Source organism: Undibacterium sp. Ji22W, assembly GCF_049340305.1.
GTDB lineage: Bacteria > Pseudomonadota > Gammaproteobacteria > Burkholderiales > Burkholderiaceae_D > Undibacterium.
In genome coordinates this window covers 24,201-42,601 of sequence record NZ_JBMPOU010000002.1, presented here as the reverse complement: position 1 = coordinate 42,601, position 18,401 = coordinate 24,201, and the positions used below count along the sequence as shown (strand labels likewise).

Below are 18,401 nucleotides of genomic sequence, written 5' to 3'. Positions count from 1 at the left end.
CGAGGATTTACCCCAGGAAAAGTTTATAAACAGGATTGTCGCTCTCATCCCAATAGCGATATCCGAGGCCATTCAAAAATTCTTTAAACGCTTTCATTTCTTTCTTCGGCACTTGTAAGCCAACTAAGGTGCGGCCGTAGTCGGCTCCATGATTGCGATAGTGAAATAGACTGATATTCCAATTCGGCGCCATACTGTTTAAAAAGCGCATTAAAGCACCTGGACGCTCTGGAAATTCGAAGCGATACAGTAACTCATTTTCTGCCAATTCACTCTTGCCGCCAACCAAATGACGGATATGGAGTTTGGCCAATTCATCGTCAGTGAGATCTAAAGTAGGGAAGCCATGCTTGACAAAATTTTTGGCGATTTTGCTGGACTCTTCACGGTTGGTGACTTGCACGCCGACGAAGATATGCGCTTCTTTTTTATCGCTGATACGATAATTAAATTCCGTCACATTGCGTGGGCCAACCAATTCGCAAAAGCGTTTGAAACTGCCTTGAATTTCTGGGATCGTCACTGCAAATACTGCCTCACGAGCTTCGCCAACTTCGGCACGTTCCGCGACAAAACGCAGACGGTCAAAATTCATGTTAGCGCCGCAGGCGATGGTTACCATAGTTTCATTTTTCAACGGTTTTTTATTCGCCTTGGCGCGTTCAATATAGGCTTTACAACCAGCTACAGCCAACGCACCCGCAGGTTCTAAAATCGAACGCGTATCCTGGAACACATCTTTAATTGCAGCGCAGACTTCATCAGTATCGACCAGAATCACTTCATCCACATACTGCTTCGCCAAACGGAAAGTCTCTTCACCAACAAGTTTCACCGCAGTACCATCAGAAAATAGGCCAACGTCCGTGAGTGTCACGCGTTTGCCCGCTTTCAGACTGCGGTACATGCCATCTGAATCAACCGTTTGCACACCGATGATTTTGATATCGGGACGCACCGCTTTGACATAAGCAGAAACCCCCGCGATGAGACCGCCACCCCCGATTGCGACAAAAATCGCATGGATAGGGCCAGCGTGTTGACGCAAAATTTCCATGCCGACGGTTCCCTGACCAGCGATGACATCCGGATCATCAAATGGATGAACGAAAGTGAGCTTGCGCTTTTTTTCTAAAGTTAATGCATGGTCATAGGCGTCGGAATACGATTCGCCATGCAAAACGATTTCGACTGCATCGCCGCCATGAACGCGGACTGCGTCGATTTTGACTGGTGGTGTGGTGGTTGGCATGACGATTACCGCTTTGCAGCCTACGCGCTTCGCACTCAACGCCACACCCTGCGCATGATTGCCGGCCGAAGCACAAATTACACCGTGTTTTAATTGTGTCTGGGTCAGATGCGCAATTTTGTTGTACGCACCGCGTAGCTTGAAGCTGAACACACTTTGCATGTCTTCACGCTTGAAGTGAATTTGATTGTCCATGCGTTTAGACAATGTAGGCGCTAGCTCTAAAGGCGTTTCTATTGCGACGTCATAGACGCGGGCGGTGAGGATTTTCTTGAGGTAATCAGTAGCCATGGATGAATTCTTTTTTTAAAAACTAAAGTCAAATGTCAAATTCGGACATCATGCAACATCGCCCTTGTAGCGGATGTAGCGATTCTGCGTTGATATGTACAGAACCGACCGTGATGCCGGCGCGGTGGCGCTGGCTTTAACTCGTATTTCAGGCTGCGAGCAAGGGTAATGCTCGTCAATGGCGATGAAATAAGTGCAAATTATTTAAGTCCCGTCTGAACCATTATAATGTATCCCTCTTGATCCTTAATGAAAAAGCCATGATAGAAGCGGCTGTTGCCTGGTTGTTTAGTGTTTTCGCTATTTCGAAGATCGGTTTGACGGCAGTTTTTGTTGTCAGCTTTGTCTCGGCAACTTTACTGCCGCTTGGTTCCGAACCTGCGGTATTTGCCATGATCAAAGCCAATCCAGACTTGTTTTGGTTAACGATCTTAGTGGCTACTGCTGGAAATACCTTGGGGGGGATGTTGAACTACTTCATCGGTTATGAGGCCAAGCAAACTTTTGCAAAAGAGCGCAATAGCCGCTGGTTTGCCTGGTTGGAACGGCACGGGGCCAAAACCATGTTGCTGGCTTGGCTGCCATTGATTGGGGACCCGATTTGTGCCTTGGGCGGCTGGCTAAAGTTGCCCGCTTTGCCTTGTTTGTTGTATATGGCAATTGGAAAGTTTTTGCGCTATGTGGCAATGACCTATCTTTTGCTTAGCGTGCCAGAAGGCTTTTGGCACAGGATAGCTGGCTGGTTGGCGTGAAGCGATCTAGCCGACTAGCACTGTGCAATCTCTGGCAAAAGCTGCAGTTTTCATGCTAAATATTCAAAGTTTTTGTGGAATGGCGGAATTTCCTCAGGCTTTTTTACAATAGTTCAAAAGATATCTGCATAAAAGTAAAGACTGTTTCTGCGTGGTGCAGCGCAATACGCTAGAATGGATCTAAATCCAATCCCATCCATTAAATACCGTCCAATCAATTGCAGATGAACGCTCCAGCCCACAATCTAGGTAGTCTTCCATTTAATGATGAGCATGCACCGCAAAGTGCCGCTCCTTCCCGATTACGAGAAATTCCGTACAACTACACGTCGTTTTCCGACCGTGAAATCGTCATTCGTCTACTAGGCGAAGAAGCCTGGGCTTTGCTTGATAGTCTGCGCGGCAAACGTCAAACAGGTCGTTCTGCACGTATGTTGTATGAAGTGCTTGGTGATATCTGGGTCGTGCGTCGCAATCCGTATTTGCAAGACGATATGTTGGAAAACCCTAAGCGTCGACAGGCATTGATCGATGCCTTAGATCATCGCTTACATGAAGTCGAAAAACGTCGGGTAGCGACCGATTCGATTAGTGCTGATGACGCAAGCCGTAGTAATTCAGTTGAAATTTTGGTGAATGCGGCACGTAAAGCAGTTGCGGATTTTGCGAAAGAATTCCGTGATACCTACGACTTGCGCAAAAAAGCCAACAAGTTGCTGGCGAAATACACGGCGAAGGATAATATCAAATTTGACGGTCTAAGCCGCGTTTCGCACGTGACCGATGCAACCGACTGGCGTGTGGAATATCCGTTTGTGGTGTTGACGCCAGATACAGAAGATGAAATGGCAGGTTTGGTTAAATCCTGTATCACGCTGGGATTGACGATTATTCCGCGTGGCGGCGGTACTGGTTATACCGGCGGTGCGATTCCGTTAACGCCGATGTCGGCTGTGATTAATACTGAAAAACTGGAGCAACTGGGTGCGGTCGAAATGATGCGCTTGCCCGGTGCGGATCGCGATTACGCCGTGATTTATTCAGGCGCAGGTGTGGTGACGAAACGGGTTTCTGATGCCGCCGATAAAGCGGGTTTTGTATTTGCCGTTGATCCGACCTCCGCCGAAGCTTCATGCATAGGCGGCAATGTCGCCATGAATGCCGGCGGTAAGAAAGCCGTATTGTGGGGCACCGCGCTAGACAATTTAGCGTCTTGGCGTATGGTTGATCCAAATGGTGACTGGCTGGAAGTCACGCGCCTAGAACATAATTTCAGCAAGATTCATGATGTGGAAGTGGCGAAATTCCAATTGGAATGGACGCATCCTGGTGAAAAGGCACCGTTCAAAACCGAGCTGTTAAATATCCCCGGACGAACCTTCCGCAAGGAAGGCTTGGGTAAAGATGTGACCGATAAATTCCTCGCGGGTTTGCCGGGCGTGCAGAAAGAAGGCTGTGATGGTTTGATTACATCGGCGCGCTGGATTTTGCACAAGATGCCGAAATTTGCGCGCACCGTTTGTCTGGAATTTTTCGGTCAAGCGCGCGATGCCATTCCTAGCATCGTTGAGATTAAAGATTACCTCGATGGCGAAACCAAAAAAGGTGGCGCGATTCTGGCAGGTCTTGAACATCTGGATGAACGCTATTTGAAAGCCGTTGGTTACACGACAAAATCGAAGCGCGGTGTAATTCCCAAGATGGCTTTGTTTGGTGACATCGTCGGTGACGACGAAAACGCTGTCGCACAAGCGGCATCGGAAGTTGTGCGTATGGCGAATGCGCGTGTCGGCGAAGGCTTCGTTGCTGTCAGCCCAGAAGCGCGTAAAAAATTCTGGTTAGATCGTGCCAAGACGGCCGCGATTTCTAAACATACGAATGCTTTCAAGATCAATGAAGACGTGGTGATCCCGCTCGATCGCATGGGCGAATATACAGATGGTATTGAACGCATCAATATCGAACTTTCGATACAAAATAAGCTGGCTTGTATCGCCGCTTTGAAAGAGTTTGTCTTACGTGGCAATCTGCCTTTAGGTAAAAGTGAAGATGTCGATGGCGACGATATTCCTGCGGCAGAATTACTGGAAGATCGCGTTTCGCAAGCGGATCAATTGCTGAGTGAAATACAAGCACGTTGGACCTACTTGCTGACACAACTCGATCAGCCTTTGCGCGATGCCCGAGTTGAACTCAATAAGTTAGGCCTCGATAAACTCGATTTCGTGTTTGAACAACGCCTGCAAAAGCAGCCCGATGCGACCCTGTTTGATGTATTGCAAGATCGTACCATCCGTGTCTCTTGGAAAACTGAAGTGCGTGCTTTGTTGCGCCAGATTTTCAACGGTGCCGCTTTCAAATTAATCTTGGATGAATGCACCGCGATACACAAAAAAGTATTACGTAGTCGTGTCTTTGTTGCCTTACATATGCATGCAGGCGACGGCAATGTACATACCAATTTGCCCGTCAATTCAGATGATTACGACATGCTGCAAGTCGCGCATCACGCTGTCGCGCGCATCATGGTGTTGGCACGTTCGTTGAATGGCGTGATTTCTGGCGAACACGGTATCGGGATTACTAAACTAGAATTTTTGACCGAAGATGAGATCAAAGATTTCCGCTCATATAAATTGCGTATCGATCCAGAAGGGCGCTTCAACAAAGGTAAACTTTTAAATCTGCCTGAGTTCGCGGCTGATCTGCGTAATGCGTATACGCCTTCGTTCGGATTGATGGGGCACGAATCATTGATCATGCAACAAAGCGATATCGGTGCGATCGCGAATAGTGTCAAAGACTGTCTGCGTTGCGGTAAATGCAAGCCTGTCTGTGCGACGCATGTGCCACGTGCTAACTTATTGTATTCGCCTCGAAATAAAATTTTGGCGACATCCTTGTTGGTGGAAGCCTTCTTGTACGAAGAACAAACACGGCGCGGAATTTCGATTAAACATTGGGATGAATTCTCTGATGTCGCTGATCATTGCACGGTTTGTCATAAGTGTGCGAACCCTTGTCCCGTCGATATCGACTTTGGTGATGTATCGATGAATATGCGCAATCTATTGCGTAAAATGGGACAGAAAAAATTTAATCCAGGCACCGCTGCGTCTATGTTCTTTTTGAACGCGACTGATCCTGCGACGATTAATGCGACCCGCAAAGTGATGATAGGCTGGGGTTATAAAGCACAACGATTTGGTCATGATTTCTTTAAGAAGTTTGCCAAATCACAGACTAAGGCGCCACCTGCGACAGTCGGTAAAGCGCCGATGAAAGAGCAAGTCATTCATTTCATTAACAAGAAAATGCCGGGCAATTTGCCGAAGAAAACCGCGCGTGCATTACTCGATATTGAAGACGATAAAATTGTGCCGATTATTCGTAATCCACAAACCACGACGGCTGATACCGAAGCCGTGTTCTACTTCCCCGGCTGCGGTTCTGAGCGCTTGTTCTCGCAAGTCGGCTTGGCAACGCAGGCGATGTTGTGGAATGTGGGTGTGCAAACTGTTTTGCCGCCGGGGTATTTGTGCTGTGGATATCCGCAACGCGGTGCAGGGCAGTTCGACAAAGCCGAAAAAATGATGACCGATAACCGTGTGTTATTCCATCGTATGGCAAATACTTTGAACTACCTCGATATCAAAACGGTGGTCGTATCTTGTGGTACGTGCTATGACCAATTAGCCACCTACGAATTCGACAAGATCTTTCCAGGTTGCCGCATCATCGATATTCATGAATTCTTGATGGAGAAAAACGTCAAACTCGAAGGCGTGACGGGTACGCGTTACATGTATCACGAGCCTTGTCATAATCCGATGAAATTGCAGGAATCCGGTAAGACCATCAACAGCCTGATTACGACGGTCGATAATGTAAAAATTGAAAAAAACGAACGTTGCTGCGGTGAGTCCGGTACCTTAGCCGTGAGTCGTCCTGACATCTCTACGCAAGTACGTTTCCGCAAAGAAGAAGAGATGACCAAAGGCGCGGATAAATTGCGCAATGACGGTTTTACTGGCGATGTCAAAATCCTGACATCTTGCCCATCTTGCTTGCAAGGTTTGTCACGCTATAACGATGATAGTGGTACACAAGCCGATTACATTGTGGTCGAAATGGCGCGTCATATCCTCGGTGAAAACTGGATGCCAGAATATGTCGCGAAGGCGAATAATGGCGGTATAGAACGCGTATTGGTATAGGCTTGAGAGCGATGGCAATGAATTGTGAATTATGCACGGTTGATGGTGGTGAACTGATCCTTAAAACCGACAAATTGCGCGTGGTCTTGATCGATGATGCAAATTATCCGGGATTTTGTCGTGTCATCTGGAACACCCATGTTAAAGAGATGACCGACTTAGCCATCGCCGATCGCTCGACGATGATGCAAGCCGTTTGCAAAGTCGAACAAGCGATACGTGATGTGATGCAGCCGCATAAAATTAATCTCGCTAGCCTCGGAAATATGGTGCCGCATCTGCACTGGCATGTGATTCCACGTTATCTTGACGATGCGCATTTTCCGAATCCTATATGGGCGGCGACGGATCGCGTGTCTGCGGAAATGGAGGCGAAGCGCGCTTTGTTGCCAGTCTTGCGTGAAGTATTGAAACGAGGGTTTGCTGCGTAATTACATCGAGAATGCGAATGCAGGGGCACGGTGGCGTAGTTTGATCTACGCAAGACACTGGATTACTGCTAAAAGCATGCAAAAATGATGGTAATGATGCTTGCATAAGATTCACTTAACTCCCTATCAAATAAGAAAAACATGAATCATCTACCACCTTCAATATCCCACAAAGTCCACCCAACAGCACTCAACGCCAGAACGGTATCGCGCCTTCTAGAAGTCGAATTCGACGATGGCAAACGTTTTGAACTGCCGTTTGAACTAATGCGCGTGTACTCACCCTCAGCCGAAGTACGCGGTCATGGCGAAGGACAGGAAGTTTTGCAAATCGGTAAGCGCTTAGTCAGCATTACAGGCATAGAACCAGTCGGTAACTACGCGATTAAGCCGATTTTTACCGATGATCACAGCACAGGTATTTTTACTTGGGAATATTTGTATTGGCTGGGGACGCATCAAGCAACATTGTGGCAAGACTATTTGGCACGCCTGCAAGCAGCTGGCTATGCTGGTGAGACTGGTCGTGACGCCATTCCTGCAGCCAAAACCGGATCAAAATGCGGTTCATAGGTAATTTCTAGAAATTTCTACCGCAGAAATATTGACTTAAGTCCGGGTCAGACTCCTGATTCGGCTCTATAATCCCGCCTGTCGATTTCCAATATGCCGCCTAAGTCTCGTCGACAAGTCTTAGGCCAAAGCATGGAAATCCCAACCCTTAATTCTCTGCAGAGTATCAAGATGAGTGAGCAAGCAAATAAAGTAGATGGGTCGACCACCCATTTTGGTTACACCACGGTGGCCGAAGAAGAAAAAGTACATAAAGTGGCTGAGGTTTTCCATTCAGTGGCAGCCAAATACGACGTGATGAACGATCTGATGTCCGCAGGTTTGCACCGCGTCTGGAAGATTTTCACAATAGCCCAAGCGGGCATACGTCCGGGTTTTAAAGTGCTCGATATCGCTGGTGGTACGGGCGATCTGGCAAAAGAATTTGTAAAAAAAGCGGGTAAAACGGGTGAAGTCTGGCATACCGATATCAATGAGTCGATGTTACGCGTAGGTCGCGATCGTCTCTTGAATAAAGGTCTGATTACCCCAACCTTATTGTGTGATGCTGAGAAGTTGCCATTTCCTGATAATTATTTTGATCGCGTCAGTGTCGCATTTGGTCTGCGCAACATGACGCATAAAGATCAGGCCTTGGCAGAGATGCGCCGAGTCTTGAAACCGGGTGGGAAATTGTTGGTGTTGGAATTTTCCAAAGTACCAGACGTTTTGCAGAAGCCTTACGACTTGTATTCCTTTAAGGTGCTGCCGTGGTTAGGACAAAAGATTGCGAATGATGCCGATAGTTATCGTTATTTAGCAGAATCGATACGCATGCATCCTGATCAGGAAACCTTAAAAACCATGATGCAAGAGGCTGGTTTAGAGCGTGTGGAATATTTTAATTTGACGGCAGGTGTAGCGGCGCTGCATACCGGAATTAAGTTATAAGGCAGTGAGTTAAATAGAACTCATTGTGGTTTCTTTATATAGTTGTTACCTAGTTTGTAGTGCAAAAAGGAGATTTACATGAAACATATTTTAATCAGTGTTGCTTTGTTATTTGGCGCAATGACTATGGTCGCGGCCGACGCTGATGCGCAGCGTATGGGCAAGCGTAGTTCGTTTGGTCGTCAGTCCAGCAATGTGACACAAAAAGCACCGCCAGCGACTACGGCAAATCCTGCGCAAGCAGCAAAACCTGGTGCGCCAAATGCTGCTACACCAGCCGTTCCACCAAAGCCATCGATTCCTTGGAAGGGCATTGTTGGCGGTTTGATCGGTGGGGCTTTGTTGGCAGGTTTGTTCTCTTCATTGGGCATGGGTGGAGGATTGGCTAGTGCCATGGGTTCCATTTTAACGTTTGCGTTGATAGGCTTTGCTGTGTTCTTCTTGTTCCGCTTGTTCACTCGCAAGAAAGATGGTGCGGCACCGAGTATGTTTAACCAGCAACCAGCGTATGCGGGCGTACCAGACAATAATGCATTGCCGGAAATTGGTTCACGTATTAACCCTGCACAACAAGCACCTGCGGCATTCACACCAGCATCTGTAAGTACCGCCAATTTAAATGGTACTGGTTCTGCACCCTTAGCGAATCAAGGCAATTGGACTATTCCAGCGGACTTTGATGTGACAGGTTTCTTGCGTCATGCAAAATCAAATTACATTCGTTTGCAAGCAGCATGGGATCGTGGTGATATCAACGATATCCGTGAATTCACTTCACCAGAAATGTTTGCGGAAATGAAGTTGGAATTGCAAGACCGTGGTAACGCGAAGAATGAAACCGATGTCGTGACTTTGGATGCAGAATTGTTGGGCATAGAAACTCAAGCTTACGATTATGTTGCTAGTGTTAAATTCACGGGCATGATCAAAGAAGGTAGTGCGACAAATCCAGAAGCATTCGCTGAAGTCTGGAACTTGGCGAAGCCAGTGAATGGTCAATCAGGTTGGTTGTTGGCCGGTATTCAGCAGTTGAATTAATTTCATTGATATCGGTACAGCTTTGTTTTCGGACAAACTTGTATCTGATTAAAGCCTATGAAATCGCCTGGTTTTAAGGTGTTTTAAGGGTTTGCTGTTAAACTAAGAACCGCGCATGATGTCATGCGCGGTTTTTTATTTTATTCCTATGATTTCCACTCCCTTTATTCTGTCTGTAAATCACTTATTGGCACAAGAACCATGGGCTGCTGCACGTTTGCAAAAACATGCAGGCAAGTCAGCCTGTATCGATATTGAGCTAATTCAGTTGCGTGTAAAAGTTGGCGCAGACGGCATGCTGCAAGCTGCGGAAGAGAAAAGCGAAACGAACGCTGATCATGTCATTTTGCGAATTAGGGCAGCCGATCTGCCTTTGATTGCACAAAATCGAGAACGCGCGGTGTCTTACGTGAAGATCGAAGGCGATGCCGACTTTGCGAATACCCTATCGCAATTGAGTCAAGATTTACGTTGGGATGCAGAAGAAGATTTAAGTAAATTATTCGGCGATGTAGCGGCGGTGCGCATGGTTGCCACTGGTAAGAACATCGTTGAAAATGCAAAACGCACACACAAGAACTTACAAGAAAATCTGGCTGAATATTTTTTAGAAGAAAACCCTATGTTGGTACGCCCTCAAGCGGTACGTGCTTTTGGCGAGCAAGTGAATAAAACCCGTGATGATGTTGAACGTCTGATGAAGCGCCTTGAAAGAATAGAAAGATTAGAAAAAATGAAGGTAGCCAAGCAATGATTTTAAATTCCCTACGCTTGTTTAAAATTGTTCGCATCGTTCTGAAATACGGTATTGATGAAATCGCGATGTCGGGCTTGCGTATTCCGCGCACCGCAAAGCTCATCAAAACATTATTGTTCTGGCGTGATTTATCCGCACCTCGTGGCGAACGTCTGCGCAAATCTTTAGAAGATCTCGGCCCTATTTTCGTCAAATTTGGGCAGGTGTTGTCTACCCGCCGTGATCTGATGCCACCGGATATCGCAAACGAACTGGCACTGTTGCAAGATCGTGTACCGTCATTCGATCCTGATCTCGCAGTCGCGCAAATTACGAAATCCCTCGGCGCGCATCCGGATCAATTATTCGCCAGTTTTGAACGCGTACCAGTGGCGTCGGCTTCGATTGCGCAAGTCCATTTTGCAAGCTTAAAAGATGGTCGCGAAGCGGCGGTGAAAGTGCTGCGTCCAGGAATGAAAGAAACCATAGACCGTGACGTAGCGCTGATGAAAATCGCCGCTGGCTGGTTAGAGTTTTTATGGGCTGATGGTAAACGCCTGAAAGCCAAAGAAGTCGTCGGAGAATTCGATAAATATTTGCACGATGAGTTAGACCTGATGCGCGAAGCCGCGAATGGCAGTCAATTGCGTCGCAATTTTGCTGATTCGGATTTACTGATCGTGCCTGAAATGTACTGGGATTATTGCTCGTCATCGGTGATCGTCATGGAACGTATGAAGGGCATACCGATTTCGCAAATTGACAAGTTGCAAGAAGCGGGTGTCGATCTGGCGAAGCTCTCGCGAGATGGGGTAACAATTTTCTTTACGCAGATTTTCCGCGATGGATTTTTTCATGCTGACATGCATCCGGGTAATATTCTGGTATCGATTGAACCTGCTACTTTAGGCCGATATATCGCGCTCGATTTTGGCATTGTCGGTACGCTCAATGATTACGACAAAGATTATCTCTCGCAGAACTTTTTAGCTTTCTTTCAGCGCGATTATAAACGTGTCGCCGAGGCGCACATAGAATCAGGCTGGGCTCCCAAAGAAACCCGCGTGGACGAACTGGAAGCCGCTGTACGCGCCTGTTGTGAACCCATCTTTGATCGACCATTAAAAGATATTTCATTTGGTCAGGTGTTATTGCGCCTTTTCCAAACCTCGCGTCGTTTTAATGTGGAAGTGCAACCGCAACTAGTTTTGCTACAAAAAACTTTACTCAATATCGAGGGTCTGGGGCGTCAACTTGATCCTGATCTAGACCTGTGGAAAACCGCGAAACCTTACCTAGAACGTTGGATGAGTGAGCAGGTCGGCTGGCGCGGTTTGCTTGATAAGCTCAAAGCGGAAGCGCCACGCTATAGTCATATTTTCCCGCAATTACCGCGCCTCGCACATCAAGCTTTGAGTCGTGCCGCCGAAGGTGGCAATAACGAAGTGCTGCTGGCAAGTTTGATCGCTGAACAGCGTGCGACCAACTCCTTATTGCGCGCAATTATTTATGTCGGCGTTGGCGTGTTAGCCGGGGTTATTCTAGCGTTTTCTTATGTGAATTTTTTCATGCTTCCGGCAGTATGACACCGCAATTTTCTAGTCGCGATCCGAATCATCCCGAGTTTTGGGATGAGCGCTTTCAACAAGGATTTACACCTTGGAATCGTGGCGCGGTACCACAATCCTTGCAAGATTTTGTTGCGCATTCTGAGGTGTCCGTATCGGGAACTCATCATTGTTTAATTCCGGGTTGTGGCCATGCGCACGAATTAGAAATTTTATCGGAAGCGGGTTGGCAAGTTACAGCGATTGATTTTTCCAGTAGTGCAGTCGTCACTGCAAAATCACAAGTCGGAAAATGGGCTGAGCGCGTGCAACAAGCGGATTTTTTTAAGTTCGTCCCTGAGCAAGCGCTGACATTGATTTATGAACGCGCCTTCTTTTGTGCATTGCCACCAGCGATGCGCAAAGCTGTTGTGGAACGTTGGGCGGTGTTGTTGCCAGTCGGTGCTAAGCTAATAGGTTTTTTTCTGCTGGACGATACTGAGGGCGCTAGTAAAAAAGGCCCGCCATTTCGTACACATCCTCAAGAATTTCAGACTTTAATGCAACCGTATTTCGTTTGTCTGGAAGATGCCGAAGTGAGTGATTCACTTGCGGTATTCGAAGGCAAAGAGCGCTGGCAAATTTGGCAGCGATTATAGGAAAAGAAACGGCAAAATTTCTCGAATTACCTGCGCTGAAACATCAGCTTGGTCGTCAAATCAAAGAACAAAAAAGCGGATAAATTTTATCCGCTTTTTTGCTTATTGTTTAAGGTAGAAAATACTTGACGACTACCAAACCCGAATACGTTTCTCTGGTGCTACATACATTTTATCGCCCGCTTTCACATCGAAAGCTTGGTAAAACTCTGGCAAATTTGTCAGTGGACCATTCGCGCGGAATACACCTGGTGCATGTGAGTCAGTCGCTAACAAACGAATGGTTTCGGCATCACGTGCTTTGCCGCGCCATACTTGCGCCCAACCCATGAACACGCGCTGATTACCGCTATAGCCGTCGATTACTGGCGCTTTCTTGCCATTGAGTGATAATTGATAAGCTTTGTAGGCGATGGATAAACCTGCATTGTCGCCAATGTTCTCACCTAAGGTCAGTTTGCCATTCACTTTATAGCCTTCGATAGGGCTGTAGCTACCATATTGTGCAACCAAGGCATCGGTGACTTTGCCAAAGTTTGCTTTGTCTTCCGCAGTCCACCAGTCACGTAAATTACCATCGCCATCAGATTGGCTACCAGAGTCATCAAAGCCGTGGCCAATTTCATGGCCGATCACCGCGCCGATGCCGCCGTAATTGACCGCGTCGTCCGCTTCAGGATTGAAGAACGGTGGCATTAAAATTGCCGCTGGGAAGACGATTTCATTTTGACGTGAGTTGTAATAGGCATTGACCGTTTGAGGACTCATGCCCCATTCGCTACGGTCGACTGGCTTACCAAGTTTATCGACTTGGCGTTGATAGGCAAAAGCGCGGCCAGCTTTGATATTCGAGACCAGATCGCCTTTAACGATAGTCAACTTGCTGTAATCACGCCATTTATCTGGATAGCCAATTTTTGGTGTGAATTTTGATAATTTGGTCAGGGCTTCTTTCTTAGTTGCTTCGCCCATCCAAGGCAAGGTTTCTATGCTTTGCTTGTAAGCCAATAAGAGATTGTTGACCAGTACCTGCATGCGAGCTTTATTCTCGGCAGGGAAGTGCTTTTCTACATACAATTGACCTAAAGCTTCTGACAGGCTTTCCTCAACGCGACCCACGCCACGTTTCCAGCGTGGTTGATTTTCTGGAATACCACGCAGTGTCACATTCGAGAATGAAAAATCCTGATCAACAAAGCGTTTACTCAGATACGGAGCATAAGCATTCAACACGCGCCAATTGAAATAGGCTTGCCAGGTTTCGAGTGGCGTAGCCTGAATCACTTTATTTAAGCCGGTGAGGTAGCTTGGTTGACGGACGATCACCGAGTCAGTCTTGCCGCCAGTACCCATTTCGGCGAAGTATTTATTCCAGTCAAATCCTGGCAAGAAGTCGCCGAGTTTAGCGATGTCAACTTTATTATAGGTTTTGACTGGATTACGATTTTCTACATTGCTCCATTGGATTTTGGCAATCTCCGTTTCGAGCGCCATGATGGAAGCGGCGGCTTGCTGTGCATTGCTGATTCCAGCCATGGACAACATTTTTTCTACGTGTGCCAAATAGGCTTCACGAACCGCTTTGAATTTAGCGTCTTCGAGCTTGAGATAGTAGTCACGATCAGGCAGGCTTAAGCCGCCTTGACCAACTGAAACTGTGTATTTTGATGAGTCTTTCGCATCTTGCGTGACACCAGAACCAATTGGCGTACCGACGCTGATACGCGCAAGATAGGCGAGCATCGCAGGTAACTCGGCCTTATCTTTGAGCTGTTGAATGCGGGCGAAGTCGGCTTGCAGAGGTTTGATGTCGAGTTCTTCCAAACGCGCTTCATCCATAAAGCTATTATAGAGATCGGCGATTTTTTGTTGGTTGGTACCTGACTTCAAATCAGACTTTTTAGCCAGATCTTGAATGATCGCGGCTGATTGTTTTGCTGATAATTCAGCCAATTGATCAAATGCACCATAGCGACCACGATCTGCCGGAATTTCTACCGTATCTAACCATTTGCCAGACATAAAGCGGAAAAAATCGTCCTGTGGACGAACACTTTTATCTATCCATTGCAGATCGATTCCTGATTGCAATGCTGCCTTTTTAGCCTTGACCGTTGCTTGTTTCTTTGTTGTGGTGGACGGAGAAGAGGGGGCATTGGTTTGCGCTAACAGGTTGGCACTCAGTGTGCTCACAAACAGACCAGAAATAATGGAGAACAACAGCTTTTGGCGCATATACGTTCCTTAGTGTGACGAGGCGAAGATTGAAAATGATTTGATAAACTAGCTTGTCTCTGACCATTAATGCGAAGAGGAGTTCCGGTAGTAGCGTCAGTGAAAGCGGATATATTTTGTGAAAATAAAAAAGCCCCAAGTTTCCTTGGGGCTTTCATTACCAACTTAGTTACTAAGTAATTCGTAGTTGAAGCAAAAATTAGAACTTCAAGTTACCAACGACGTAGAACTGACGACCCAATGGATCTGTGTAGCGACCATCGATGCCTAAGTGATTACCACCACCAGCATTGCGGATGGAGAGTGGAGGATCTTGATTAAACAAGTTCTTGATACCACCAGTGATAGTCAGGTTGTTGCTGAATTTAACTTTAGATTGCAAATCCAGTGTGTAGTACGCTCTTACTGTACGTGTCAAATCAACGTTATCACCTGCGCTGCCATCAGCATTGCGTAATGCCAATGAACCGTCGTTATCCGCCGTAATGACTTGATCAGTGTAGCTTGAGTGGTAGCCCAATGTCGCAGAATGTGTGTAACGGTCAGATGGTTTCCAGATTGCAGACAAACGTGAAATAACACGGAAAGTCACGTTGTTGTACTTATCGAAACGACCAACACTTTTCTCAGTAGCTTCGCCTGGGACGCCAGAATCACTATCCGCTTTCAACATGTAAGTACCAGTCCAGTTGAACGTTACTTTACCTGCAGAAGTATTCATTCTATAAGAATGATCCCAATCGATACCTTGGAATTTCGCATTCGCCAAGTTGAATGGGGAAAGTGTCGCTACCAATACTTTTTGCTTCTGGATCGGGTCATAGTAAGCAGAGAATAACGGCAAATATTTACCAGTTTTATCTTGGAATACCAATGACTGAGGCAAACTTGTAATTTGGTCTTTTAATTTTACTTCCCACAAATCGAAACCAACTGAAACACTTTGAATTGGCTCAACGCGGAAACCCAAAGTCCATTGTTTGGATTGTTCTGGTTTCAGTGCTGTGCTGCCAGTTGCAGAGTTACCGCCACTCAACAGACCGTATTCGGCATAGCCGTTACAGAGTGATGATAATGGACTTGATTTGACCGGACCTGGGCAATCGTAGAAATTAGAAGAACCACCATTAACGATAGGTTGCGTGATGCTCGTCATGTTTGGTGCTTTGAAGCCAGTACCATACGATGCGCGCAACAAAGTGTTATCCACAGGACGGAATGCTGCAGATAATTTGTAAGTTGCAGAGCTTTGTTTTGAACCTTGCGTTGCAGGTGCGCGCAGATTGCCTAAGTCATCAAAATTCTTGGCATTTTTTACCGCATCATAACTATCGTAACGCGCAGCAAAGTTAACATCCAAGTTTTTCAAAACTGGCATTTGCAACTCTGTAAAACCACCCCAGCTCTTACGTGATGCATCAACTGGCAAAGCACCAGTACCACCACCAACGTTAGTATCTGTCCAGTTAGGTTGTTGAATGTTTGGACCTTGAGCAATCGCGCTAGGATTATCAACATACTTTTGTGTCATCGCATCAGCACCCAAGCCGATACTTGCTGCACCACCAGCCATTTGGAACAAGCTAGTCGACGCGCGCAAATTCAAAACACTGATAGAAGATGTGCTAGTGTCCAGAACTTGATGCAAAACTGCTGGGGCTAAAGCCGCCTTCTGAGCTGCGGATGGCGCTAAGAATGGGTTGAATGCGCCAGATGCCATCAACGCGTCGAGTTTTTCGCCACTTGTGTAGCCAGCAACAGCGTTATCAATTGATTTGTTTTCAGAGAAAATATAACCAAGTGCGTAGTCCCAGTTTTTGAATGTACCTTCCAAACCTGTCGCCAAATGTTTGGAATTAGTTTCCCAACCATCTGTACGGCGGCCAGAATCAACTAAGCGTAAATTCATCGTTGCGCTAGTGACGTTTGCAGGGTTAAAACCCATTTTCACGTAGGCTGGGAGTGCGTTCGCCCAAACTTTGCTCTTCAAGTCTATGCCCAAAGGCTGTGCTGGCGCAGCAAAAGCCGCTGTGCTAGTGAACTTAGTAGCCAAAGTTTCAGCATAGAATTTCAAATCATCGTTGATTTGGTAGTTCAAAGTACCCATGAAGCTATCACGCTTCAACTCTGGCATAATTTGTACCGTTTGTGCATAGTCAAAACGGCAACGGTCACCGGCAGCAACAGTATTGAGTGCTGGGCAAGTGCCATTCAAGATTTTGTATGGGTTGAAGTTAACTGCACCACCATCTGAACGACGAACAGTAACGTTACCTGGCGTAGAGTTGCCTGAAGTCATCGTCATGATGTACTTTTTGCCATTTTCGTTAAATGCTGTTTGACCACCCATTTTGGTGAATTCGCGGTCAGCGGCATTCAATTCTGCTTGTTCATCATGGCTGTACGCTAACAATACGTTGTAACCATCTTTATTCAAATCGCCGAAACCTTTAGAAATCGCGACGTTAGTTGTTTTGCCTTTAGAAGATTCTTGTGGCGTGCTGTATGTAAATTCAATATTGAAATCTTTTTGATTTTTCTTCAATACGAAGTTAACAACACCAGCAATCGCATCTGAACCGTACAAAGCGGATGCGCCATCAGTCAAAATTTCAACGCGTTCAACCGCTGACAAAGGGATGCTTGCCAAGTTGACGGTGGAGCCAGTAGTAAATGGTGCAACACGGCGACCATTTAACAATACTAAGGTATAGCCATCGCCGATACCGTGGATGGACGCAGTTTGTGTACCGCCGCCGCCGCCGTTAACAGATGCGGAAGAGGATACGAAACCTTGCATAGATGGCAAAGAAGCGATCAAGTCAGCAGCAGTTGTTGCACCAGATTGTTCGATTTGTGCTTTAGACAAAGTTTGAACTGGCAATGCGCCTTCAACAGCGATACGTTTAATGGATGAACCAGTAATTTCGATACGTTGTGTTGCGTCTTGTGCGAATGCAGGTTGCGCGAGCATGCCTGCTCCCATCACGACGCCACTTGCAAACATCAGGCGTACTGAGCGGGATAAGATTTTTTCTACCATGTTAACTTCCTCCAGTTATTAAACAACAAAATGAGCTTTTAGAAACTTTTTGAATTTCTTTAAAACTTATTGGGAAATGAATTTTTTGTGGGGACTGCTGATTAAAAACTGCTTAGTTATTGTTAGTGTCCGTTTGATAAAAACCCATTGCATTTCAAATTATCAACAAAACTACCTAGCAACAAAAAATGTTATCTAATTAACCCTGAAAAAACATTCACCACGAATCAGACCATTCACCACCTATGAGTGTCAAGCTAGGCAATTTTCGACAAGTTTGAAAAACAACAGTCCTTGTTGCAGTCCAGATCAATACCAGTTTTGACTGAAATGCATAATTGTCTTGCTTGTAAATAAATTGATTGAATAGCAATTTACAAATGGTTTTTTTATTTGACGGAAGTGGTTCTGGACAGAATTTTGTTCTAAGAAGCTAGCGTATTTCGATTCGAAATTTGCACCTGAACTTGTTGCATGGGATTAACTGCGTAAAATATTTCAAATTAGCAATTTAATTCTTGAGTGCAACTCATTGTATTTTTAGTAAAAAATAAAAAAATAAATTTTGCGTGTTTTTGTGTTGCAGCATTTTTACAACAAAATTGATGTTTTTGAATTTCTTTACAACTTGCAAAAAAATATTCTGCGAACCCATTTCGACAAAATATGCATGTGAAAATGACACGAATGCTCCTGC

12 protein-coding genes are annotated in these 18,401 nt (G+C 46.0%); 9 read left to right on the top strand and 3 right to left on the bottom strand.

Going from position 1 to position 18,401, the window contains the following annotated elements; all coding sequences use genetic code 11:
* Nucleotides 1-7: 7 nt before the first annotated feature.
* A complete protein-coding gene (ilvA, locus tag ACO0KW_RS07000; protein ID WP_423052054.1) occupies nt 8-1,543 on the bottom strand; it encodes a threonine ammonia-lyase, biosynthetic in 1,536 nt (511 codons plus the stop codon).
* A 260-nt stretch (nt 1,544-1,803) separates the two neighbouring features.
* Between ilvA and ACO0KW_RS06995 the strand changes: the two genes are divergently transcribed.
* From ACO0KW_RS06995 to ACO0KW_RS06955, 9 genes are all read left to right on the top strand, one after another.
* Nucleotides 1,804-2,295, top strand: a complete 492-nt coding sequence (locus ACO0KW_RS06995) for a YqaA family protein (RefSeq protein ID WP_423052052.1) — start codon at nt 1,804-1,806, stop codon at nt 2,293-2,295.
* A 224-nt stretch (nt 2,296-2,519) separates the two neighbouring features.
* Nucleotides 2,520-6,512, top strand: coding sequence for a DUF3683 domain-containing protein (locus ACO0KW_RS06990; RefSeq protein WP_423052050.1), 3,993 nt, complete (start codon nt 2,520-2,522; stop codon nt 6,510-6,512).
* Nucleotides 6,513-6,523: 11 nt separating this feature from the next.
* Nucleotides 6,524-6,943: an HIT family protein gene (locus ACO0KW_RS06985; RefSeq protein WP_423052048.1), complete on the top strand. Its 420-nt coding sequence runs from the start codon at nt 6,524-6,526 to the stop codon at nt 6,941-6,943.
* Between the two features lie 141 nt (nt 6,944-7,084).
* Nucleotides 7,085-7,516, top strand: a complete 432-nt coding sequence (locus tag ACO0KW_RS06980; RefSeq protein ID WP_423052046.1) for a gamma-butyrobetaine hydroxylase-like domain-containing protein — start codon at nt 7,085-7,087, stop codon at nt 7,514-7,516.
* A gap of 171 nt (nt 7,517-7,687) precedes the next feature.
* A complete protein-coding gene (gene ubiE, locus ACO0KW_RS06975; RefSeq protein WP_423053438.1) occupies nt 7,688-8,446 on the top strand; it encodes a bifunctional demethylmenaquinone methyltransferase/2-methoxy-6-polyprenyl-1,4-benzoquinol methylase UbiE in 759 nt (252 codons plus the stop codon).
* A 78-nt stretch (nt 8,447-8,524) separates the two neighbouring features.
* Nucleotides 8,525-9,484 (top strand): Tim44 domain-containing protein, encoded by a 960-nt coding sequence (locus tag ACO0KW_RS06970; protein ID WP_423052044.1) that lies wholly within the window; start codon nt 8,525-8,527, stop codon nt 9,482-9,484.
* Nucleotides 9,485-9,599: 115 nt separating this feature from the next.
* The gene (locus tag ACO0KW_RS06965) at nt 9,600-10,238 is read left to right on the top strand and encodes a ubiquinone biosynthesis accessory factor UbiJ (protein WP_423052042.1); all 639 of its coding nucleotides are present in this window, start codon (nt 9,600-9,602) and stop codon (nt 10,236-10,238) included.
* Nucleotides 10,235-11,806 (top strand): ubiquinone biosynthesis regulatory protein kinase UbiB, encoded by a 1,572-nt coding sequence (ubiB, locus tag ACO0KW_RS06960; protein WP_423052040.1) that lies wholly within the window; start codon nt 10,235-10,237, stop codon nt 11,804-11,806. Before ACO0KW_RS06965 ends, ubiB begins: the two co-directional genes overlap by 4 nt.
* Nucleotides 11,803-12,426 (top strand): methyltransferase domain-containing protein, encoded by a 624-nt coding sequence (locus tag ACO0KW_RS06955; protein ID WP_423052038.1) that lies wholly within the window; start codon nt 11,803-11,805, stop codon nt 12,424-12,426. Before ubiB ends, ACO0KW_RS06955 begins: the two co-directional genes overlap by 4 nt.
* Before the next feature lie 132 nt (nt 12,427-12,558).
* On the opposite strand, the gene ACO0KW_RS06950 is transcribed toward ACO0KW_RS06955, so the two are convergent.
* Together ACO0KW_RS06950 and ACO0KW_RS06945 are read right to left on the bottom strand one after the other, a co-directional pair.
* The gene (locus ACO0KW_RS06950; protein WP_423052036.1) at nt 12,559-14,661 is read right to left on the bottom strand and encodes a M13 family metallopeptidase; all 2,103 of its coding nucleotides are present in this window, start codon (nt 14,659-14,661) and stop codon (nt 12,559-12,561) included.
* A 199-nt stretch (nt 14,662-14,860) separates the two neighbouring features.
* The gene (locus tag ACO0KW_RS06945; RefSeq protein WP_423052034.1) at nt 14,861-17,704 is read right to left on the bottom strand and encodes a TonB-dependent receptor domain-containing protein; all 2,844 of its coding nucleotides are present in this window, start codon (nt 17,702-17,704) and stop codon (nt 14,861-14,863) included.
* Between the last annotated feature and the right edge of the window lie 697 nt (nt 17,705-18,401).